Raw genomic sequence first — 19645 nt, forward strand, 5'->3', positions numbered from 1 at the left:
GTCAGCGGGGCTCAGCCCGAAAAGGTGCCGCATCGGCCTGCTCCATTCTGTGGCCCAGTTACGCGATCTCGTAGACGCCCGAGATGGTCATGCAGTCGCCTGAGCGGAAGTTGATCGGGTAGTTGGTCAGCCAGTTCGTGACGTTCGGGTGGCTGACGCTGAAGGTGCCGCCGTCCGCGAGGGGGAATCGGATTCGTACCTTTGAGGTCCCCTCGGAGGGGAACATGATCGCCTGCCCGATGGCCGAGTGCTCGCCGTTGGTCGACGTCATGGATGCATGAAACAGCTCGCGGGTAGAGCCCTGTGCAGGGAAGGGCAGAGTGACCTGGATGGGATCCGGATAGTCCGGGGGATTGCCGTTCGGGCCTGGCGTGACCTGGATCTTGACCCAGTAGAGATTGCCGGCGATGCGCTTGTACCGGCCGACGTTCTGGCTTCCCGAGCCCCAGTTGATCGTGGTCGCGCCTGCGTTCCACACCGGTGAATAGGTCTTGGCCGCAGGTTCCTCGGCGGTCCCGAGGTAGTTCCAGTTCGTCCCGTCGCCGACGTAGAGGTCCACGCCGTTGTCGACATGGATTTGGCCTCGCATCGGAGGACGCCGGAAGGAAAAACTGCCGAAGACCACAGGACGGCCCACGAACCAGCGGAGATCCGTGACTCCCGACGGGGCTACGACAGACGCACCAGCGGCCACCGTGACCTGCGCGAGAGGGATCTCCCAGATGCCGTTGAGGGTCTGGGAGAGCGACGGGTAACTTGTACCGCCCGTCTTGTACTGCACCGTGGTGGCATCCGCCGAGGGATCACGCCGTAGGACGATCAGGTCCTTGCGGGCGGTGATGCCAGCGGAGTTGGTGGGGACGTTCACGTTCAGCGCTGCGCTGTTGCCGTAGTACGTCCCCTGAATTACGGCCTCACCTGGGGCGACCGAGAGGGTCGAGACGTTCGAGGCGGTGACCTTCAGGTCCGTGCCCGTCTCGCTGGCGGCAAAGACACCGTCTACCTGGAACATCCTGAAGTAGCTTGACCACTGGTCCTCGGTGGCGATCTGGGAGGAACCGAAGGGGTAGGAAGACTGGGCCATGGAGACCTTCCTCAGACGGGCTTGCGCGTCTCCAGCCGCCTGAGCCGGGTGAAGATGCGGGCGATGAACTGGAACTGCCGGGCCAGGACGTCCTGGTTGTTCGCGGAGTCCGACGAGCCGATGACGGCCCTGGCGACGTAGCCGCCCTGGGAGTCGAAGGTGGTGTTGACCTCGCGGACCACGTCCGAAATGAAGTCGTCTCTGACCTGACACGAGACCTGGTCGCCTACCGCGTAATCCCGCCCGAACTGGAGGAGCGGGGTGTCGATGGGGGTCATGGTCAGGTTGCCCTGGGCCGCACCGGATGTCAGGGCCTCGTCGGCCGCCTGATCCATCTGGGCCGTCAGGTCGGTGGAGGCCGGGTCGACGCTCGTGAGATCCACGAACTGCTCGATCCACGGCCCGGGGAAGGTCGCATCCGCCCGGGTGTAGTCCTTCACCTTGCGGGAGGCTGGGCTGCCTCCCGTGACGACCAGGGCCTTCGTGCAGGTCGGCGCGGTCACCGAATATGAGGCGTCTGCGAGGTTGCCCAGGCCGAAGGAGAACTTCGCCGAGGCCGAGCGGTCGGCCGGCTGGTAGACCTGAAACTGGAGGCTGGACCCCACCTGCACGATCCGGAAGCCCAGTCCGGCCGTCTTGGCGATGTCCTGGAGGGCGGTCAGCAGGTTATCGAACTGGGTGAGCTGCTTGGTGATGCTCGGTCCGTGTCCGCCGTCGGCGGCCAGGGTGAGGTTCGAGACCTTCCGGGCAGCCTGGCCGCCTGGCCCGATGTTCAGGTTCACCAGGGCCCGCATGGCCGTCTCGGCCACGACGCCGGAAATTTTGTACGCCTGGTCCGTCTGGGAGGTCACAGTAGCCGTCGGGTTCGGCCAGCAGGTCGTCCCCGCCAGGAGAGCCATGTCGTCGACCCCGTTGACCGTCAGGGTGCCGCTGCCCCCGTCGTTCTCCGATCGCTGCCAGTTCGGCTCCCGGATCGGACCGGACATCAGCACGTTCGGGCCCCGCCGGATGATGAGGCCGTTGCCAGGGATCAGGTACTTCGCCTTCGGCGAGTCCGCCGAGATGTTCAGGACGAACGCCCCCACAGCGTTGAACCGCGGAGTGATGGTCAGCGAGGTGAAGTCCGTGACCACGGCGAGGACTCGCAGATTCTGATCCCGTACCTGGACCGTGATCGGGACCACGTCGAAGGTCATCGACACCCCCTACGCGGTGAGGAAGCAGGGCTGGTAGTCGAGCTGGACCTGGGTGTTGCTGTTCGTGCCGACCAACGTCAGTGAGACGTTGTTCAGGCCGGGCCGAAGCCCCCACAGGTCCGAGTCAGAGGCAAGGTTGGGCCACCAGTTCGTCGTGCCGTTCAGGACGGCCGTCTGGACCCGTTCACGGGTGTCGACGACCAAGGTGTCGGAGGCGCTAAGAGGGGCCGTCACGGAGAAGCGCAGACCCGTCGTGTCGTTGGATATGACCACCGACGTGGCGGGCCCGTGGATCGTCCACACCGAGAAGGCCGAGGCGTCCCCGGGGTTGTCGATGACGGTTGCGCCGAGGACTTGGGAGTCCCGGACGACCACCGGCAGGAGCGGGAAGAAGCTGCCCGTCGCCCCAGAGCCGTACTCCAGGTGCACCGGCTCTCCGAGCCAGTACGGGCTGGGACACGAGAAGGTGAGGCCCAAGGTCTGCCAGTGCAGACCGGACGAGTCCTGGCCGAAGTCGCCCTCGGCCCCTGAGACGTAGTACGCCTCGATCGTGCGGAAGGACCCGTCGACTTCGGTGAGAGTCAGAGTCCCGAACCCCAGGTAGGGGTTCAGGGTGCGATAGAAGGACCTCTTACGGGCCAGGAAGGCCGCCCGGTCCTCATCGAAGAGGGCGATTGGAAGGAAGACTTCCCGGGCCTGAGCGCGAAGCCCCCGCAGAGCGGTGCCGTCTATTCGCGGAGAGGCATCGGTGTAGAAGTCGTACCCGGGCATGTCCAGGCCACGGACACCGGACTGGAGGACCCAGCCGCTCGCCCAGTCGGACAGGAGCGTCATGCGCCCCTGGGCGTCCGTCCAGGACAGGCTGGGGACCTCCAGCGGATCGAGCGGCGGCGGATTGATGACGCCCGGGAAGGCCCCGGAGGGGCGTACGAAGATCGGCATTACCCCTCCGGGTCCTGATCACATGGCGACCTGAGCCCCGTAGAGCGCGTTGTAGTCGCGCACGGCATCCAGGAAAGCCTGCCTAGTCGGCTTCTCCGTCGTGGTGGTGTGGAGGTGGAGGTCACGGACCCGCTCCTGGCGGGCGGCCGGCTCGATGCCCACACCACGCTGGACGGCTCCCGCCATCTGGTTGGCGCTCGTGACGATCGCCTGGTGGGTGGCGTCCATGCCCATGACCAGGCCTTGGCCGACGTGCTCGCCGATCTCGGCCATGACCCGGGACGGGCTCTTGATCTTCAGTGCCTTCTTGATGGCCGCCTGGATCGCCTTGGCGAGAGCGGACATCTGATCCTCGATGGCCTTCTGCTGGGCTTTGAGGCCCGTCAGAAAGCCCTCTCCGGCCTTGGAGCCCGCGTCGTACATGGCGTCGGCCGCCGTGTTGCCGTACGAAGCACTGGCCTTGTCGATCGCCGCCTGAGCGGCATTGATCGACTTCAGCTCTTCGGGCGTGGCGTTGACCAGCGCCTCTGCGTACGCGGCTCCCGAGTCGGGGCCTGCCGAGATGATCTGCTGGAGCAGCTCCTTGGAGAGCCCCATCTTGGCGAGCTTGCCGATGTTTGTCGAGAAGGCCTTGAGCTGGCCCAGACGAACGTTCAGGCCGTTGAGGATGCCCTTGGCGTCGAAGGCGTTTCCGCCGTTTGGTAGGGACGTCATCGCCGCGAAGGACTTCCCGGCCGCCGTCTGGTCCGCCGCCATCTGCTTGGCTGCCGCGATGTTCGCTGCGATCTTGTCTCGCTTGGTCGCCAGCGCCTGGAGTTTGGCGCTCGAAGCACTGAGCGACTTCAGGACCTTGTCGTCGACCGACGACTTCACGCCCTTGAACGCGTTTTTGATCGCGGTGGTCACCTTGGCGATGGCGTTCTTGATCTCCGTGGTGGTGCCCTGGAGACCGTCCAGGAACGCCTTGCCGATGACGGCGGCGATGCTGCCCTTGCCCGTGGCGGAGATGACCCCGCCGCTGGCGTAGCCCGGAATGGGCCCCATCTGGGTGGCCATGCGCATCGAGCGCTCATGCGGGATGACCTCGATGCCCCCGGGCAGGAACCGCAGCAGCTCCGGGCCCTCTTCGCCAACCCAGGCGACCTCTCCCACACGGGGGAAGCCGCCCTTGGCGTATCCGCCGGGGCGGTCGTACGCCCGGGAGAGGGAGCCGTAGGCCGCCATCGCGTACCGCATGGAGCTGTACACGTTGGCCAGCGGGTCGACCGAGGTCCCGTATAGGAACGGGCCCCGCTTGAGGTACTTCCCGGCGTAGGACCGGAACGTCGGGCCGATGACCTGCATCAATCCGACGGACGGGTGGCCCGCCTGCCAGTTGGAGTCCCACTTGTTGACGATGGTGGGGTTGCCGCCGGACTCCTGTTGCATGCGCCGGAGCGTCGAGTTCAGGAGGCCCGCCGGCTGCCCGACCTCCTTCAGGGCCTGGAGGACCACGGACGTCCACTGCTTCACGCCCGCCGAGGGCTTGTAGCCCTTCAGCGCCGCGCTGCTTCCGGATCCGTCGTCCTCCTTGCCCCGGATGAAGCTCACGAGCTGGACCGGGACGTTGCCCACCAGACCCGACCAGGTCTGTTTGGACGGGTCGACTTTGAGGGAACTGATGCCCAGCAGGGTTTTCAGGGTCTTCTCGGCCAGGTCGGCGACGCCGCCCCGAGCCCAGTCGGCCGCCTTGTCCAGGAGGTCCGAGCCCTTGCTCGCCACCTTCTTGACGGCGTCGGACACCGGGTTGTCGGTAATCGCGTCCCAGATGCCGCCGCCCCAGTAGGCGCGGTGCGGCAGGCCCTGATCCAGCAGCGCCTGGACTCCGGCCACGCCGCCCGTACGTGCTGCCGCGTTGAGGGCATTGATGCCCCCGCGACCGACCGCCCGGGTGACCTCGGGCCGCATGATGGCCTCGCCGCCGGAGAGGTCCAGGACGCCGCCCGTGGGGGAGACGAACCGGTGGACGTCCCGCCCAGGCGTGTAGCCCGGCAGGATGCCGCCACTGGCGAACCCCTTGGGGAGCTGCATCTCGCCGATCTCCCCGATGCCGGGGAGCTTGGCCGCCGTGTTGTTCCAGACCTTCCGCAGGCCGTTGTTGAAGACGGTCTGGACGAGGAACTTCACCGGCTTCTTGGCGATGTCCGAGAGCTTGTCCCAGGCCGTGCGGATGCCATCGATCGCCGACTTGAAGAAGCCGACCACGTTGTCCTTGAAATCCCGGACCCGGCCCTCGACCGTCTTGCGGACCGAGGTGACCGTCCCAGCTACACCGGACCACAGGCCGTCCCACTTGTCGGAGACCCACTTCTTGGCGTCACCAAACCGGTCGCGGACGGCTCCGGCGAAGGCGACCACCTTGGTTCCCACCGTCTTGGCCGCGCTGGTGGCCCGGCCGATGGTGTTGTCCCAGACGGCGTCCCAGACGGCTTTGATCCACTGCTTGCCGGTGTTGAACCAGTCTCGGATCTTCTTGATCAAGTCAGGGATGATCGAGTGGCCGACCAGCTTGTCGTAGAGCCACTGGAAGCCCTCGGCGATCTTCGTGGTGACCCACTTGACCGCGTCGATGAAGGGCTGGAGCTTGCGCCCCATGTCCTTCACGAAGGTGACCAGGCCCTGGATTGCCGGGAGGACCACCTTCTGGATCGTCCAGACGGCCAGCCGCACCAGCAGGTCCACGAGCTGGAGCAGTGGAGGCAGGAGCGGCAGGATCGCTGGGAGGAGCGCCGTGGTGAACTGCGCCCCGAGCAGCAGGATCTGGGGCAGCAGCGGGGCGACAGCCAGCAGCAGGTCCCCGATGGACTTGGCCACCTCGACCAGAGGCGGGATGAGCTTCGGGATCACCGGCAGCAGTTCGTCCAAGACCTTCAGGAACTGATCCGCGTAGGCGCTGACCAGTTCCGTCAGGACCGCGCCGAGCCCCTGGAGGATCGGCGTCAGGATTTGCCCCAGCGCGTTGGCCAGGAGGGAGATCGTCGGCGAGAGCTTCTCGATCACGCCGCCGATGACCTGGAAGATCGGGCCGAGCGGCTTGAGCGCGGCGGCGATCAGTTGCCCGATCACGGGGATCAGAGGCGAGATGGCCACCAGAATCTGACCGATGACCTGCGCCAGGATCACCAGGACCGGGCCCAGGGCGTCGATCACCGGCTTCAGGGCCTTGCCCAGGGCGTCCACGAGCTTCTGGACCGGGGGGCCGAGCTGCTCGAAGATCTGGCCCACGAACTTCAGGGCCGTGCCCAGGAGCGGGGCCACCGTCTTGGCGATCGTCCCCATCACCGAGAACAGGGCCTTCAGGCCGCCCTGCACCTCGGGGCTGGAGGTGATCTTCGAGATCTCCCCGGTGATCTCCTTGAGCATCCCGATGGTGCCGCCGCCGGTGTCGGCACCGGCCATGAAGATGTCCCCGAGGATCGAGAAGACGTTCTTGCCGACGTCCATCAAGTCGCCAAGCAGACTGACCGCCTGGTCGATGGCCTTTTCCATGCCGCCTGACTCGAAGGCCTTGCCGAGCTTGTCGGTGACCTTCGTGATGCCTCCGGCCAGGCCGGTGGTGATCCTCCGGAAGGCCGGCTGGGCTGCCACGGCGATCTGGCTGAAGGCCGTGACGATCTGCCCGGGGGCCTTCTGGAGCGGCTTCAGGGACTGGGTGGCCCCGTCCAGAATCTTCTTGAGCATCCCGGTCTTGGCCAGGTTGTCGACCGCGTCCAGAGCGCCCTTGCCCATTTGGTTCAGGACGCCCGCGGTGTCCTCCAGGCCATCCCGCAGGATCGGGATGACCCGGGAGCCCACATCCGTGAGTCGGCTGCCGATCCCGGCGAACAGGCGGTCCTGCACACCGAGCCGCATGGCGTCCCAGGCGGGCTTCAGACCCTGCACCGCGCCCACGAACGCACGGGCGTTGGGGGAGAGGGCCGCCAGGGCGTCGTTCAGCTTGGACGTGCCGGAGGCTGCGGAGGCCTGGGCATCGGCAACGCGCTGCTGAGCGTCCGCGACGGCCTGCTGGGCCTGGGCGATGGAGCGCTGGCCGTCCCGGGCCGTCTTGGCCTGTGATGCCCTGGCGTCCGCGAGGGCCTGCTCCTTGTCCTTGACGTCCTGGTTGGCCTGCGCCTGGGTCTTCTTGGCGTCGATGACGTTCTTGGCGCCCTCGACCCCGGCCTTGTCGGCCGCCTCGACCTGCTTTTTGAGGTCGGCGTTCTTCTGCTTTTGGTCCGCCAGGTTCTGGACGGCCTGGTCGTACGTGAGCTGCGCCTGCTGCCGCTGAAGCTCGCTCGCCGTCGGGTCGGCCAGGACCTTGTACAGGTCCTGCTGGGCCTGCTCGACCGCCAAGGTGGCCGAGCGCTGGTCCAGAGCCGAGTGGGTGAGCTGGTCACGCAGGTCCCGCAGGTTCTGGACGGCCTCCTCGCGGGCCACGTTCAGGTCCTGCTGGGCCTGCTTGGCCGCCTGCTGCGAGGTGGTGAGGTCCCGCTCCGCGCTGACGACCTGACGGGCCGCCGCCTGGTTAGCCGAGGCCGCGTTCTCCCGGGCCACGCCGACCTGCTCGACGGCCTGCTTGACCGCCCGCTCCGCGCTCTCGATCTGGTTGGCCGACTTGACGGCCTTGGTCGAGTCCGTCGGGGCGAAGGCGGCTTTGAAGGCGTCTCCCAGGCCCGCCGTTCCGAGCTTGATAGCCCCGAAGGCCGACCCGAGGGCTGCGACCGCAGGGACCGCCACAGCCGCAGCCGGCGCGATGGCCGCCACGACGTTGACCAGGGACCCCACGACGGGTGCGGCAGTACCCAGGAGTGCGACTTTGGAGGCCAGCCCGGCCACTGCGCTACCAGCGCCGGATGCCGCACCGGTGATGCTGGAGATGAGCCCCGAGGCCTGCCCCGCCTGGGACCCGTTGACGTTCGTGTGGATCGTCGCCGTGCGGTTCCGGGCGAGCTCGGCAAGCCGGGCCGCAGCCCCAGCCGTGTCCGCGTCGGCGGTGATCGTGACCGTGCGGGGCCGGGTGAGCAGGGCTAGGTCGTCGGCCGCCGCACGGGTGTCCGCGTCGGCGACGATGGGGACCGTCCGAGTGCGCGTAAGGACGTCCAGATCGGCCTTCACGGCCCGATAGGCGGCCCGGTCGATGACGGGGCGGATCCGGACGTCCAGGGTGTCCTGGAGGCCGCGCAGCTCGGTGTCGAGCCCGGCCTTCATGGCCTGGCCGTACCGCTTGCCGATCTGACGACCCTTGTTGGCCGCCGACGCCTCCGCCGCGTCCAGAGAGCGACGGAGGGCGTTGTCGATGCCCGAGAAGTCGAGCGCCCAGGTCATGGACCGGGACAGCGAGCGTCCCAGGTTCTGGCCCAGGCGGTCGGCCTGCGGGGTCAGCGCGGCGGTGGCGCGGGTGGCGAAGTCCGAGACGTCGGGAACGACGCTGGCGACGACGGATCCGACGCTGGTGGCCATCGCTCCCCCTGTTCAGTTGTCTGAGCCGCCTGGGCCTGAAGCCGGAGGTGTTCTTCGCGGGCCTGCGCGAGGCATCGGGCGTAGTCGGGATCCGCTGCCGCTCCGGGGCGTGTCGCCTCGTAGAAGCGGGTCCTGATGGCCGCCTGACGGGCCTCGCGGGCCTCGTCCTCGGCGAGCTGTTCGGGGGTGCGGAGGTCTGGCAGCGTCCAGGGGACGAGCTTGGGCGGCTTGCCCTCCAGCCCCTGGCCGGCCCACAGGACCTGGGTCATGTACTGCATGAGGCTCAGCGCGCTGGCCTGCATGTAGTGCATCTCGGTCCACCGGCGCCGGGTGTGATCACCGGCCATGGCCGACCCGGTCATCGAGTCGTACGGCAGGGCCTGGACGAACTCCCACAGCTCCAGCCAGGACATCGAGCCGTCGCCGGACTCATTGCGGTGGAACTCGTTCAGGGAGCGGCCGGGGAAGTACCGGGCGATGTCCGCGCGGAGTTCGGAGGGGTGCTCCTCGATCAGTCGGAGGAGCTGGTCGATTCCCCCGGCGTCACACCGGCGTCCTCGTTGAGGGCCTCCATGATGTCCTGGAAGTCACCCAGGGTGAGGCCCAGCTCCACGAGGTGGTCGACCTGCTCGTCACTGGAGATCAGCGCGAGGATCTTGGTCACGTCCTCGTCGGCGTTCTTCAGAGCGCGGATCTTCTTGACGGTGGTCATCGGCCACCAGGAGGCCAGCGGGAAGACGAACGTCTCGTCACCCAGCCCGACTTCCAGCTCCTTGCCTCCCTGGGCCTCCATGCGCTGGGCGCGCAGGGTCTCCAGGTTGAGGCGCTTGCGGTTCGGCTTGCTCATGGCGGTGCTCCGGGTTCTCGCGGATCTTCGCGGGTCACAGCACTGGCCGGAGCGCAGACCCGCGAAGGTCGCTCCGGCCAGTGGTCAGGGGAGTCAGGAAGGCAGGGAGACCAGGCCGAACATGCGGCTGATCGCGCTACCGCCGTTCGGGGCGGTCAGGGACGAGAAGGTCAGCTCGAAGGCCTGGTTGGTGTCCGCCTTGTACGCGCGGTCGCCCTTGTCCGTGACCTCGGCGCGGGCGACGACGATCCGGGCGGGCTTGTCGTTGTCGATGACGTCCATGCCGATCGCGTAGGACATCGGCTCCGAGGACTCCGGCTCGTTGAACGCCAGGAACTGGGCGGCACCCGTGCCCGAGGACGTCATGTCCGCGAGGTCCTGGCCGTAGTAGAGCGCGAGAGTCCACGCGCTGGTCTCCATGAAGGTGACCTTGAACGTGGTCTGCCGGTCGGTGACCTCGGTCCGCACCGCCTTGGTGTGGCCCCAGGCCTTGAACTCCTGGCGGTTCTCGTTGAGCGACTCGGTCAGACCGTCCTCGCTGACGAAGCCGAGGTCGACCCATCCGCTGCCCCAGGGGGAGTACGGATCGGTCGGCGCAGTGGTGCCGACGGGGGCCACGTAGAACGCGCCCTTGACGCCGACCCTCACCTGAGTGTCATCAGCCATTGCTTCTCCTGATGGTCGTGACGCCTGGACGAAGGCGGGCACGAGGGCCCCTCCGTACGGGCTGGGAAAGGAGCCTGGAGAGGCCAGGCGGGGATCGCGGGTCAGGCGGGTCGAACGCGCAGTCCGGCCGTGCAGCCGAGGCGCGTGACGTTGGAGTTGGGCTCCTCGGGCCGGACAGCCGGCCCGGTCTCCTCCCAGGTCCGCAGCACGTAGCCGCCGTTCTGGGAGGTGCCCTGCATCTGCTCGACGGCGGCCCTTACGCGGGCCATCGCGTCGGTGGCCTCCACACGGGAGGCGGCGTACACATCGAGCGAGATACGCGCGTCGTCATGCAGTCGGCGGCCGTCGGAAGTCGACGTGACCCGTGTGCCGCCGATGCGGGTGACCTGGACGAAGGGCAGCGCCTCCGTGAAGGCGTCGCCCTCGGGCCGCACCGTGGCGGCCTCGTACGAGAGGACGTCCAGGATCTGGTGGATGACCATCTCCTCGATGTCCGGGAAGACCAGAGCGGCCAGGGGAGTGGTCACCGCGGCCTCCTACTCTGCGGCCCGGGGCGGGGCCTCGCCCTTGCGGAGCCGCTTGGCGGGCTCAGGAGCGCTATGAGCGGGGTAGGTGACCTCGGGGAGCCAGCCGAACCGGAGCACCGGCTCAGCCCCCTCCAGGTGACCGATCCCGGCCCTCACGAGGTCCCGGACGTCCCGACTCGGCACGTCCACGACGTCGCCGGGCTGATGGCCCTGGTAGGCGAAGGTGAGCTTGAGCTTGGCCATGGTCAGCCCCTTGCTGCATCGAGTGCGTTGGCGATGGTGTGGTGAGCGGGACGGTTCGCATCCCGCGTGCCGAGCTCGATCACCGCCGCGTACTCGACGTCCGAGACGATCAGGACCGAGCCGTCGGGGCCGTCCTCGGCATGGATGGAGTCGCGGTAGCGGCCCGTCTCCACAGGCGCGTTGGCCTTGGCCACCTCGACCACCCGGGCAGCCCGCTCGCGCAGGTCGGCCCGGACGAAGTCGGCGTGGACCAGGGCCGCGATAGCCGCGTGGTCGGGCTGGAAGGAGCCCATCAGCCGGTGACCTCCTTGAGCGTCACCCGCTGGTACGCAAGTGCCTTCAGAGGTCCGTAGCCGGTGTAGACGTCGGGCTTGCCGTTGACCTCGTAGGTGACGCCGTCGACCTCGGCCCTGTCGTACTCCGTGACGGCCGCTGACGGGGGCAGGAAGCAGTCCAGGGTCGTGATGACCTGGTCGCCCTGCTGGACCGTCTCCGCGCTGCTGAGCGGCTCCACGCGGCCCTTGTAGGAGGCCCTGGTGGCCGTCGACCAGTCCACGACCCGGTTGTTCTGCCGGTCCCTCGTGGGAGACGGCCGGCTCAGGATCGTGACCGCATGCGTGGGGAGGAGCAGCACGGCTCACCCCCAGATGTACGGGCGGATCGGGAGGAGCCCCTCGGTCCGCAGCAGGTCCACCAGGTCGGGCGAGACCCGGGGCGTGCCGCTGCCGACGACCGACAGGGCCCGGACGATCTGCTGGTTGCCCAGAGACATCTGGGAGACGTTGGCCATGGCCCCCGTCTCGTCCCCGAGGGAGTCGATGTACTGGGCCTGGATGCAGACGGCCTTCCGGAACACCGCCGCGAGGGCAGGATCCAGAGGGAGGCTGTCGTCATCGGTCTTGTACACCGCGCCCATCAGGAGCCGGTCGAGCTTCGTAGAGGCTCTCTCCAGCAGCCGGGCCGCGTTCACGGGGACCGGATCCGGATCGAGGAACTCGGCGAACTCCTCGACGGTGGCGTACGCCATGGACGCCTCCTCCGGCTCAGAGCGACAGGCAGGCGACCGTCACCGAGGTCACGGCGCTGAAGTCGACGAACACGGTGTCCGTGCCGTCCGGCTGCTCGTAGTTGTCGCTGAAGGGCCCGAAGAACTGGTCCGCACCGGCGGCCACCGTGACGGTCGGGGAGGTGACGGACTGGCCCTCCACCGTCTTGCCGATCTTCAGCGTGACGGTGACCGAGGAGCCCGAGCCGTTCTTGACGTGCAGGAGCTGCTTGCCGCTGGAGCGCAGCGAGACCCCCGCCGCGTCCGGTGTGACGTAGCTCGGCGCAAGGCCTGTGGTGGCGAACCTCTGCGGGGTGAGGGCAGTACGCGCCATCAGCTCTTCTCCTCGGGCTTGGCCGGGGCCTTGGAGGCCCGCTTGCCACCGGAATCCTTGGTGGCCGGCTCGGTGTAGGGCGACCCGTCCTGGTTCACGCGGACGAGACGTCCCTCCTCGTGCGCTCGGGCGTGCTGGTCACTGAGCGGGAGGTCCATCTCCCACACGTGGCCGCCCTCGCCTCGGAAGTACGCGGTCTCGGCCATGGTCAGATCCCTCGCGGAACCTTGAAGACCGTGATCTTGCCGGTGTGACCCGACTCGATGTCCACGTACAGGACGTTGCCCGCCTGGAGGAAGCGCGAGCTGGACAGCGGACCGATCCAGGTGGCGCCGGAGGTGGCCGCCACGGTGGCGGTGACGTCGCCCTGACCGCCACGCCAGGCCGGAGGGTTCGATCCGCCCGCCTTGACAGTGACGGTGTGGTCGGCACCCGCGGTGTTGGTGACCCGGATGAGGATCTCCTCCGGGTGCGCCACGGAGACGTCGATCGAGTGGTCGTTGGTGGCATCCAGGGTGGTCCCGGCCGGGTCGGCCAGGCTCCCGTTGCCCACCAGGTTGGACAGCGGCACAGCGGTACGCGCCATGGTGATACCTCTCAGGGTTTCGTCAGGACTTGGAGGCGGTCAGCACGGCGAGAGCGTCCGGCCGGATGACCTTCGCGCCGTAGACATGGAGACCACGGACGGCGGTCGCGAACGTGTTCTGGAGGCGCAGGGTCTCCATCTCGGTGACCTGGTCCGCGAAGGAGATCGCGTCCCTGACACCCGCCATCACGGCGTAGTCGTCGCCGGAGATGACCGGGACGGCGTTGGACATGAGGATGTCGAAGCCCGCCGCACGGCCCACCTGGCCGTTGCGCAGGGCCGCGCCTCCGTCGGCCGCCTTCTCGGCGTTGATGAAGTCCGGGCTCCTCAGGAGCTGACCGTGGTACCAGCTCGGAACGACGACGTACCGGCCGTTGGTCTGGACGTTGCACTCGTCCAGACGGACCTTCAGGTCGACCAGCGCGTTGTACGCCGCGTCGCCGCTGGTGATCGCGGTGGCGGGCAGGACGTTCGCGGACTGGGCCTGGGTGTACAGGCCCGCCACGTACGAGTCGACCTTCTCGGCCATCTTCCAGGAGGCTGCGTCGGTCCGAGCGGCCATCTCGTCGCCCGCCTGGGCGCGGTCGATGTCGTCGACCTTGAAGCCGAAGTAGTCGGCCTGGTCGACCTTGAGGGTCACCTCGGCGTCCGGCAGGTCCTCGTACGTGATGTCCTGACCGGACGTGTAGGTCTTCACGGTGACGTCGCCCAGCATCTTGATGTGGACGGTGTCGCCGACCTTCTTGATCTCGCCCTCGTAGTCGTGGTTCACGATCTGCGGGCCTGCGTAGACCAGGGCCTTGCGGAGGGAGACGAGGGCCTGAGCGGCCCACACCTCGGGCTTGAAGACCATAAGTTCTCCTCGGTCTCAGAGGGGTTAGTGGACGCGGCCTCGCACCTCGTGCGTCAGCCGGGGGTGACGAGGCCGGGCCAGCCGCAGGGCCCTGGGTGCGTCTCGTCAGGAGGCGAGGTAGTCCTTCAGGAGGCCGTCCTGGCGGGCCTTCACCAGCTCCTCGGGGCTGAGCTTGGACACCTCGACGGCCGTGAGCTGGCGCCTGCCAGCGCTGCCGTTATTCATGTCGAAGCCGCCCTTGGCGGGAGCCGGCTGGGCCGCCTGGGCCTTCAGACGGGGGTTCGCCTCGACGGCCTTTTTGATGGCCGCCTCGACGTTGGCGGCGAAGGTGTCGGCCGTCGGGTCGAGCTTGGTGATCGCCTTGGCGAAGGAGGCGGAGTCGAGCAGGGACTCCGGGTCGCCGCCGTGCTTCCCGGCCGTCTGGAACACGGCGAGCTTCACGGTGGCCTCACGGGCCTTCTGGTCGGACTCCGTGGCCTTCTGGGCGATCTCCTCGGGGGTGAGCTTCTTCTCCCCACCGGCACCGAAGAGCTGACCGAACTTGCCCATGAACTCGGAGAACTGGGTCTCCAGAGCGGTCCGCTTGGTCTTCTCGTCGTCCACCTGGGTACGGAGGTTTTCGACCAGGCGCGCGGCCTTCTGGGGGTCGAACTCGCCCTCGAACTTCGGGGCCTTGCCGGTGCCGCCCTCGCCCTGCCCCTGGGAGACGGCCTGCTGACCGTCCTGGGGCTGGTCGGGGTTCTGGGACTCCGGGGCCTTGCCCGCGTCTCCTGCGCCCTGCTGGGGGTTCGGCTCGGTGGGGGTGCTCATGACGTCGTCCTCCTTGTGACGCTCGTCGAAGGGCCCGGCCGCGCCTTGGCGACCGGGCTCGGGCTACTGCGGAGGGATGGCCGGCTGGACCTGGGCGGGCCTTGCCGCCGGGGCCTTGTTCGGCCGTTCGGCCAGGATTCGGTCGGTCTCGACCTGCACCTCGGCCTTGGTCCACGTGGGGTGCAGGGTCTGTACCCGCAGGAAGATCGACATCGCCTCGGCAGTCGCGAGCAGGGACAGCGTCTGGGCCTGCTCCTGCATGGACGGTTGGACGGCGACGGGGAAGGCCACGTCGATCCCGGCCTCCGGAGCGGACCGGTGGCCGAAGACTTGCCGGTCGATGCCCAGGAGGGCCTGGAAGAGGTGCTGGAGCGCTGGGCGCCAGTACAGGATCTTCTGGGACCGGGTGTTGAGGCTCTGCTCCTTGCGGGCCTGGACCTCTGTCGCGGTCACGGCTGCCACGTCGCCCTTGCCGCCGAAACTCTGCACCGAGTAGCCGGCGCTGGAGACGATCTGCTCGAACAGCGTCTCGGCCGTGGCCTGATGCTCGGCCACCCTGATGTTGAACTGGTTCAGGGTGATGCCGGAGGAGTTCGGGTCGCTGAGCATGCCCTCCATGCCTACGAACGCCTCGCGCTCCAGGTCGAGCCGTGCGCCCTTGCCAGGCCCTTCGGTGTCCAGCATCGAGCTGGGAACGATGATGCGGCTCTTGCCGAGGCGGACGTCCCGCATCCAGCTCGTGTACGTCTCGTCGAGCGCGTCCATGAGCAGCTCGATGCCGGAGAAGTCCGACCGGCCGAGGTTCGCGGCACAGCGGATGCCTCGCCAGATCCGGTGGGGCTTGACGTTGGGCACGTAGGCGGCCGTGAGCCAGGGCAGCCCGGTGAGCATCACGCTCGCTTCGCCGTAGAGCTGCGCGAGGTGCTGGGTGCCCTCGAACGAGGACAGCGGGATCCGCTCGCCCAGCTCGGTCGGCGTGCCCTCGTAGAGCCCGTAGGAGATCGAACCGATCTCGTGGCACTCCAGGAGCCGGATCGTGGAGTCGTCGTCCTGGTGAAGACAGGTCCAGAAGGTCACGCCCAGGAGGCGGTCCCAGGACCACGTGGGGACTGCCTGCTCGGGTGGTACCGGGCAGAGCCACGGGCGGTCCGAGAGCGACTCGTCCCACACGACCTTCAGGAAGCCGCTGCCGAGCGCCGAGGTGGTCTCCGCGGCCTCCCTGAGGGACGCGTGCATGCCGTCCGTCTGGAAGGCGTCCAGGGCCTTCTGGGTGGCGCTATCGGTGGACGTGAAGGTCGGCATCTCGCCGAAGAGCAGGTTGGCGCTCAGCTCGGCGATGTCCGAGGCGACCGGGACGTGGAGCTTGGTCCGCACGGTCCCCGGTGTGAGCGGCTGGCCCCAGAAGGTCCTGGCGGCCGTCGCCGGGCCCGGGGAACCGTACGCCTTGTCGCTCTGGAAGAAAGTCTGGGACAGGGGCGTGGTCGACGAGCCGGCGAGGCTGTAGACCGACACCAGAGCGTCGCCGTCCCCGCTGTACCAGGCCGACCACTCGGTGAGCTTCCTGGCCACCGGGTCCAGCTCGGGAGGCGGCCAGGCCACCTCTCCACCAGCAGGCAGAGGCATCGGATCACCTCCGCTGTGCTGTTGTGTGTCAGGCGGCCCGCGCGAGCTGGTGGTGCCAGAGGCCGCGGGTGGTCAGGTCAGTTACGCCGCGCGTGACTCCGCTTCATCCCGCAGGACTTGGAGCACGTCTCGGCCTTCGAGTACTTGTTGATCCGAAAGGTTGTGCTGCACCAGGCGCAGACGCGGTCGACGTCATCGACGCCCGAGGCGCGACGCCAGGCGGCCTTGCACTTGTTGGAGCAGAACCGGACCTTGCTCTGGTCCGTGGTCTCGAACTTGCCTGAGCAGTGCTCGCAGATGTACTGAGTGGGTTGCCGCTCGGCCCACTGCTTCCGCGCGTGCTCGGAATGCCATGCTCGGCCTTCATCACTTCCGTGCCACGCGGCCGTCATGGGCTGAATGCGCTCCAAGTGCGCACGCTGTTCGTCGCTGCACTGCCCACGGTGGCCATCGCCGTGATGCCGTCGGTGCTCCTGGTGAGTAAGGCACATCAGGTTGGCCGGCGCGTTGTTCAGATGGTCGTGGTCGCGGTGGTGGATGTGCGAACCCTCGGGGATCTCCCCGTTGTGCGCCTTCCAGATCTCCTCGTGGAGTCTGCGTACGCCCTTCTGTCGGTCGGCGATGCCCGGAGTGAAGTAGGCGCGCTCAGCCCAGTTCTTCGATTCTGGGTAGCGACGGAACTTGACGCCCTTGAAGACGACGACCTCAACGTTGCCTGCCATGCAAAGAGAGTATCTCAGTGCATCAGCTCATGCGGCTCTCCTGAGTTGGTGGAACCAGAGAGAGCGTGTCGTAGCAAGTCCATAGCGCAAAGCGTCGACCCCGTGGTCGTTCTGCTTCAGGGGCGCGTCGTGGCCGTCCAAGGCGGCCTTCGGGTCCCAGGTGTAGGAGGCCATCTCCTTGAGCAGCTCACGGCATGAGCGGTGGATCATCAGTTGCCGGTTCGCCAGGAGGTTGGACACCAGGCGGATGCCGTCCAGGACGCTGTTGTCGGCCGCCACAGGGCTCAGGCCGTCCTGGTGGAGCTGCGTCTTGAAGCTGGCCGCGCTCGGGTCCACGACGACGAACTGGGGCCGTACGCGGCCGTACTGGGGCACGTCGTCCAGCCACTGGATGATCCGGCGGGACGTATCCGCCTGGGTCAGCGTGACGTTGGCGGTGCCCCTCGCGTAGCGGTACTCGGAGACGACGTAGAGCCGGCGGTCGTCGGCGAGGCCGATCAGGACCGCGTGGGTCGGGTTGGTCGCACCGTAGTCGATGCCGACCGAGACCCAGCGGCGGATCATCGGGACGATGTCCACCACCTGAGTGGCGTGGTCGAACATGTCGTAGATCGCGCCCTGGGCGGCGACCCACTGGCCGAGGACGAAGCGCTTGTAGAACAACCCGACGTTGCTGGCCTTGATGTGCGCGACGTACGCCGGGTCCAGATGAACGTTGTCGTCCAGCTCGAAGGAGAAGACCTTCATGGACGCCCGCTGCACGGGATCGTCGATGAACTTGGCCTTCAGCCAGTGCGTGGGCGCGTCCGGGTTGGTGGAGGCGTAGATCCTCGCCCCGACGGCGCGCATACGGGTCAGGAGCATGTCCCAGAACGGCTCCGGCAGCAGCGTCGCCTCGTCCACGTACGCCCCGGCGCACGTCATGCCCCGGATCTTGTTCTCGGACTTGATGTCGTTGGCGCCGATGACGTGGACGAGCCGGCCGAAGATGCGGCAGGTGACCGCTCCCGGCGTGTACTCGACCTGGGCGGCCAGCTCCCCGAAGATCTCCGGGTTCATCATCGGCTGGAGGACGTTGCGGTACAGGGCGTCCTTGGTCTTGCCGACCATCACCAGCTCACCCGTGGTGGACGCGGTGGGGACGAACATCATCCAGGCCCACGCCGACGCGATGGTCTTGCCCGAGGAGACCGCGCCTTCCCAGACGTTGATCCGCCGGGTGGCCGCCGCGATGGACAGGATCTGCTTGGGGGAGAAGCGCTCCAGGAGGAACTGGGTGCTACGAGCCGTACTCGTCGGCATCGTCGCCCCCAAGCTCCCGGGCAGCGGTGCTCATGGCCTCCCCGAGGGTCGCCAGCAGTCCGCGGGCGTTCTCCCGGCCGTTGTCCCCGGCGTCGACCTGGGCGAGCTTCAGAGCCCCGTTCAGGGCCTGCATGGCCGCCGTGGTGAGGTCCTTGGCCTCCTTGGCCGGGGGCTCGGGGACGTACTGGGAGACGAAGTTGCCGATGTGGTCGAAGCCCGTCAGCCGGTAGCGGCCCTGGGCTCGGTCCAGCATCAGGTTGAAGTGGTCCATGGCCCGCTGCTGGGCCTGCTGACGCTGATCCTTGAGGTCGACCTGACGGGCGTCAGTGGCGGCCCTGACGGCCTCCCGGTCGAAGGACAGTCCGAGGTGCTGCGCGTGGTTCGTGATGGTGCCGACGGACCATCCCATCTGACGGGCGATCTCGTTCCTGCTGACGCCGTCGGCGTGGAGCTGGCGGAGACGCTGCTCGTCCTGGGCGGAGAAGGTTCGGGCCATGGCCGGCTCACCCCCTCACGCGCACGGGATGACGGGTGACCGGTCAGGATCTGACGCGGCGTCTGGTGCTCGTGCCGCTGATCCTGGACACTGTCAGGCCTGGGGGTGAGCGAATGCCTGGACCATCGGCACAGCGTGAGACGTTGAACGGGGATGCGCTGGGGGTGAGTCTCGATGCGTGCCAGTAGGCGTCAGCGGGCGCTCAAGGCTGCGGCGCAGGAAAAGCGGCGTGCTGCTCTGATCGCTGCCCGAGAGAGGCGTGAGGCTACGGCAGCGGCTGTGGCGCGAGGCAGGCAGAGCAGGGCCGCAGCGCGTCAGCAGATCAAGTGGTGGGACATGGCTGGCCTCGATGCGGAGCCGAAGAAGGAACGGAAGCCCAAGAGCGTGTGGGTATCTGTGATCTCGGGGGGCTCTCCTGGCCTTGGTAGGTAGGTGCGCGAACGGGGAAGCCCCAGCCGGTGAGCAGTTGGCTGGGGCTTTCTGACGCCAGGCGTCCGGCTTAGAGCTGGGAGTCGTTGTAGTGGGCCCGAGCGGTCTCCCAGGCCTCATCCTCGTCGCCACCTTCCGTCAGGCAGCGCTCCTGGGCTCTGACAGCGTCGGCGAAGTCCGTCAGCTCTCCGGCCGTGATCGTCAGGACGGTCTTGGACGGATCGCTCTCTCCGGGGTCGGTCATCGTCACCAGGTCTGCGTACAGGGTGAAAAGGTTGATGTTCTGGACGGCGGCCATCGGGGCTCCGTGGTGTGGCAGTTCAAAGACTGACGACCCCGTGACGCACGCTGACGGTCGCCCCTATGCTCCCGGGATGCGAATCTCGATCGGGGTGGGGCCCGTCAGGGTGTCGGGGCGTCTGGGTGGAAGCCGCAGGGGGCGCAGGCCGGCTCCACGGCGAC

The 19645-nt window shown here is 67.7% G+C and carries 22 protein-coding genes; all 22 read right to left on the reverse strand.

The window, feature by feature from the left end; translation table 11 throughout:
- Positions 1-58 precede the first annotated feature (58 nt).
- Entirely contained in the window at positions 59-1084 is a 1026-nt protein-coding gene (locus ABEB07_RS35080; protein ID WP_345672088.1) for a hypothetical protein, read from the reverse strand.
- An 11-nt stretch (positions 1085-1095) separates the two neighbouring features.
- Positions 1096-2280, reverse strand: coding sequence for a siphovirus ReqiPepy6 Gp37-like family protein (locus tag ABEB07_RS35085; protein ID WP_345672089.1), 1185 nt, complete (start codon positions 2278-2280; stop codon positions 1096-1098).
- A 9-nt stretch (positions 2281-2289) separates the two neighbouring features.
- Positions 2290-3222: a phage distal tail protein gene (locus ABEB07_RS35090; protein ID WP_345672090.1), complete on the reverse strand. Its 933-nt coding sequence runs from the start codon at positions 3220-3222 to the stop codon at positions 2290-2292.
- A gap of 18 nt (positions 3223-3240) precedes the next feature.
- Positions 3241-8700, reverse strand: a complete 5460-nt coding sequence (locus tag ABEB07_RS35095) for a hypothetical protein (protein ID WP_345672091.1) — start codon at positions 8698-8700, stop codon at positions 3241-3243.
- Positions 8619-9113, reverse strand: coding sequence for a hypothetical protein (locus ABEB07_RS35100; protein ID WP_345672092.1), 495 nt, complete (start codon positions 9111-9113; stop codon positions 8619-8621). The genes ABEB07_RS35095 and ABEB07_RS35100 overlap by 82 nt, the downstream gene beginning before the upstream one ends.
- A 98-nt stretch (positions 9114-9211) precedes the next feature.
- A complete protein-coding gene (locus tag ABEB07_RS35105; RefSeq protein WP_345672093.1) occupies positions 9212-9547 on the reverse strand; it encodes a hypothetical protein in 336 nt (111 codons plus the stop codon).
- A 93-nt stretch (positions 9548-9640) separates the two neighbouring features.
- Positions 9641-10213, reverse strand: a complete 573-nt coding sequence (locus ABEB07_RS35110) for a phage tail tube protein (protein ID WP_345672094.1) — start codon at positions 10211-10213, stop codon at positions 9641-9643.
- A 101-nt stretch (positions 10214-10314) separates the two neighbouring features.
- A complete protein-coding gene (locus tag ABEB07_RS35115) occupies positions 10315-10740 on the reverse strand; it encodes a hypothetical protein (protein WP_345672095.1) in 426 nt (141 codons plus the stop codon).
- A gap of 9 nt (positions 10741-10749) precedes the next feature.
- Positions 10750-10983: a hypothetical protein gene (locus ABEB07_RS35120; RefSeq protein WP_345672097.1), complete on the reverse strand. Its 234-nt coding sequence runs from the start codon at positions 10981-10983 to the stop codon at positions 10750-10752.
- Between the two features lie 2 nt (positions 10984-10985).
- Positions 10986-11276 (reverse strand): HK97 gp10 family phage protein, encoded by a 291-nt coding sequence (locus ABEB07_RS35125; protein WP_345672098.1) that lies wholly within the window; start codon positions 11274-11276, stop codon positions 10986-10988.
- Positions 11276-11539 carry a hypothetical protein gene (locus ABEB07_RS35130; protein ID WP_425589138.1) on the reverse strand — a complete coding sequence of 88 codons (264 nt, stop codon included), beginning with the start codon at positions 11537-11539 and terminating at the stop codon, positions 11276-11278. Before ABEB07_RS35130 ends, ABEB07_RS35125 begins: the two co-directional genes overlap by 1 nt.
- 81 nt (positions 11540-11620) lie before the next feature.
- A complete protein-coding gene (locus ABEB07_RS35135) occupies positions 11621-12010 on the reverse strand; it encodes a head-tail connector protein (protein ID WP_345672100.1) in 390 nt (129 codons plus the stop codon).
- Between the two features lie 16 nt (positions 12011-12026).
- Entirely contained in the window at positions 12027-12362 is a 336-nt protein-coding gene (locus ABEB07_RS35140) for a hypothetical protein (RefSeq protein WP_345672101.1), read from the reverse strand.
- Entirely contained in the window at positions 12362-12568 is a 207-nt protein-coding gene (locus ABEB07_RS35145) for a hypothetical protein (protein WP_345672102.1), read from the reverse strand. Before ABEB07_RS35145 ends, ABEB07_RS35140 begins: the two co-directional genes overlap by 1 nt.
- 2 nt (positions 12569-12570) lie before the next feature.
- The gene (locus ABEB07_RS35150; protein WP_345672103.1) at positions 12571-12948 is read right to left on the reverse strand and encodes a hypothetical protein; all 378 of its coding nucleotides are present in this window, start codon (positions 12946-12948) and stop codon (positions 12571-12573) included.
- 22 nt (positions 12949-12970) lie between these two features.
- Positions 12971-13801 (reverse strand): P22 phage major capsid protein family protein, encoded by an 831-nt coding sequence (locus tag ABEB07_RS35155; RefSeq protein ID WP_345672104.1) that lies wholly within the window; start codon positions 13799-13801, stop codon positions 12971-12973.
- A gap of 105 nt (positions 13802-13906) precedes the next feature.
- Positions 13907-14611, reverse strand: coding sequence for a hypothetical protein (locus ABEB07_RS35160; RefSeq protein WP_345672105.1), 705 nt, complete (start codon positions 14609-14611; stop codon positions 13907-13909).
- Between the two features lie 63 nt (positions 14612-14674).
- Positions 14675-16234 carry a phage portal protein gene (locus ABEB07_RS35165; RefSeq protein WP_345672107.1) on the reverse strand — a complete coding sequence of 520 codons (1560 nt, stop codon included), beginning with the start codon at positions 16232-16234 and terminating at the stop codon, positions 14675-14677.
- Between the two features lie 77 nt (positions 16235-16311).
- On the reverse strand, positions 16312-16956 hold the full coding sequence (locus tag ABEB07_RS35170; protein ID WP_345672109.1) for an HNH endonuclease signature motif containing protein: 645 nt from the start codon (positions 16954-16956) through the stop codon (positions 16312-16314).
- 27 nt (positions 16957-16983) lie between these two features.
- A complete protein-coding gene (locus ABEB07_RS35175) occupies positions 16984-18258 on the reverse strand; it encodes a PBSX family phage terminase large subunit (RefSeq protein ID WP_345672111.1) in 1275 nt (424 codons plus the stop codon).
- Positions 18236-18754 carry a hypothetical protein gene (locus ABEB07_RS35180; RefSeq protein ID WP_345672112.1) on the reverse strand — a complete coding sequence of 173 codons (519 nt, stop codon included), beginning with the start codon at positions 18752-18754 and terminating at the stop codon, positions 18236-18238. Before ABEB07_RS35180 ends, ABEB07_RS35175 begins: the two co-directional genes overlap by 23 nt.
- A 499-nt stretch (positions 18755-19253) precedes the next feature.
- Positions 19254-19481 carry a hypothetical protein gene (locus ABEB07_RS35185; RefSeq protein ID WP_345672113.1) on the reverse strand — a complete coding sequence of 76 codons (228 nt, stop codon included), beginning with the start codon at positions 19479-19481 and terminating at the stop codon, positions 19254-19256.
- Positions 19482-19645 lie beyond the last annotated feature (164 nt).

Source organism: Streptomyces similanensis, from assembly GCF_039543625.1.
GTDB lineage: Bacteria > Actinomycetota > Actinomycetes > Streptomycetales > Streptomycetaceae > Streptomyces > Streptomyces similanensis.

What these genes read in the sequence shown, in the direction of transcription:
- ABEB07_RS35110 (WP_345672094.1), bottom strand. Translation starts at nt 10,213, where the DNA reads ATGGCTGATGACACTCAGGTGAGGGTCGGCGTCAAGGGCGCGTTCTAC.
- ABEB07_RS35085 (WP_345672089.1), bottom strand. Translation starts at nt 2,280, where the DNA reads ATGACCTTCGACGTGGTCCCGATCACGGTCCAGGTACGGGATCAGAAT.
- ABEB07_RS35165 (WP_345672107.1), bottom strand. Translation starts at nt 16,234, where the DNA reads ATGCCTCTGCCTGCTGGTGGAGAGGTGGCCTGGCCGCCTCCCGAGCTG.
- ABEB07_RS35135 (WP_345672100.1), bottom strand. Translation starts at nt 12,010, where the DNA reads ATGGCGTACGCCACCGTCGAGGAGTTCGCCGAGTTCCTCGATCCGGAT.
- ABEB07_RS35170 (WP_345672109.1), bottom strand. Translation starts at nt 16,956, where the DNA reads ATGGCAGGCAACGTTGAGGTCGTCGTCTTCAAGGGCGTCAAGTTCCGT.
- ABEB07_RS35140 (WP_345672101.1), bottom strand. Translation starts at nt 12,362, where the DNA reads ATGGCGCGTACTGCCCTCACCCCGCAGAGGTTCGCCACCACAGGCCTT.
- ABEB07_RS35090 (WP_345672090.1), bottom strand. Translation starts at nt 3,222, where the DNA reads ATGCCGATCTTCGTACGCCCCTCCGGGGCCTTCCCGGGCGTCATCAAT.
- ABEB07_RS35100 (WP_345672092.1), bottom strand. Translation starts at nt 9,113, where the DNA reads ATGTCCTGGCTGGAGCTGTGGGAGTTCGTCCAGGCCCTGCCGTACGAC.
- ABEB07_RS35185 (WP_345672113.1), bottom strand. Translation starts at nt 19,481, where the DNA reads ATGGCCGCCGTCCAGAACATCAACCTTTTCACCCTGTACGCAGACCTG.
- ABEB07_RS35120 (WP_345672097.1), bottom strand. Translation starts at nt 10,983, where the DNA reads ATGGCCAAGCTCAAGCTCACCTTCGCCTACCAGGGCCATCAGCCCGGC.
- ABEB07_RS35160 (WP_345672105.1), bottom strand. Translation starts at nt 14,611, where the DNA reads ATGAGCACCCCCACCGAGCCGAACCCCCAGCAGGGCGCAGGAGACGCG.
- ABEB07_RS35105 (WP_345672093.1), bottom strand. Translation starts at nt 9,547, where the DNA reads ATGAGCAAGCCGAACCGCAAGCGCCTCAACCTGGAGACCCTGCGCGCC.
- ABEB07_RS35125 (WP_345672098.1), bottom strand. Translation starts at nt 11,276, where the DNA reads ATGGGCTCCTTCCAGCCCGACCACGCGGCTATCGCGGCCCTGGTCCAC.
- ABEB07_RS35080 (WP_345672088.1), bottom strand. Translation starts at nt 1,084, where the DNA reads ATGGCCCAGTCTTCCTACCCCTTCGGTTCCTCCCAGATCGCCACCGAG.
- ABEB07_RS35145 (WP_345672102.1), bottom strand. Translation starts at nt 12,568, where the DNA reads ATGGCCGAGACCGCGTACTTCCGAGGCGAGGGCGGCCACGTGTGGGAG.
- ABEB07_RS35175 (WP_345672111.1), bottom strand. Translation starts at nt 18,258, where the DNA reads ATGCCGACGAGTACGGCTCGTAGCACCCAGTTCCTCCTGGAGCGCTTC.
- ABEB07_RS35095 (WP_345672091.1), bottom strand. Translation starts at nt 8,700, where the DNA reads ATGGCCACCAGCGTCGGATCCGTCGTCGCCAGCGTCGTTCCCGACGTC.
- ABEB07_RS35150 (WP_345672103.1), bottom strand. Translation starts at nt 12,948, where the DNA reads ATGGCGCGTACCGCTGTGCCGCTGTCCAACCTGGTGGGCAACGGGAGC.
- ABEB07_RS35155 (WP_345672104.1), bottom strand. Translation starts at nt 13,801, where the DNA reads ATGGTCTTCAAGCCCGAGGTGTGGGCCGCTCAGGCCCTCGTCTCCCTC.
- ABEB07_RS35180 (WP_345672112.1), bottom strand. Translation starts at nt 18,754, where the DNA reads ATGGCCCGAACCTTCTCCGCCCAGGACGAGCAGCGTCTCCGCCAGCTC.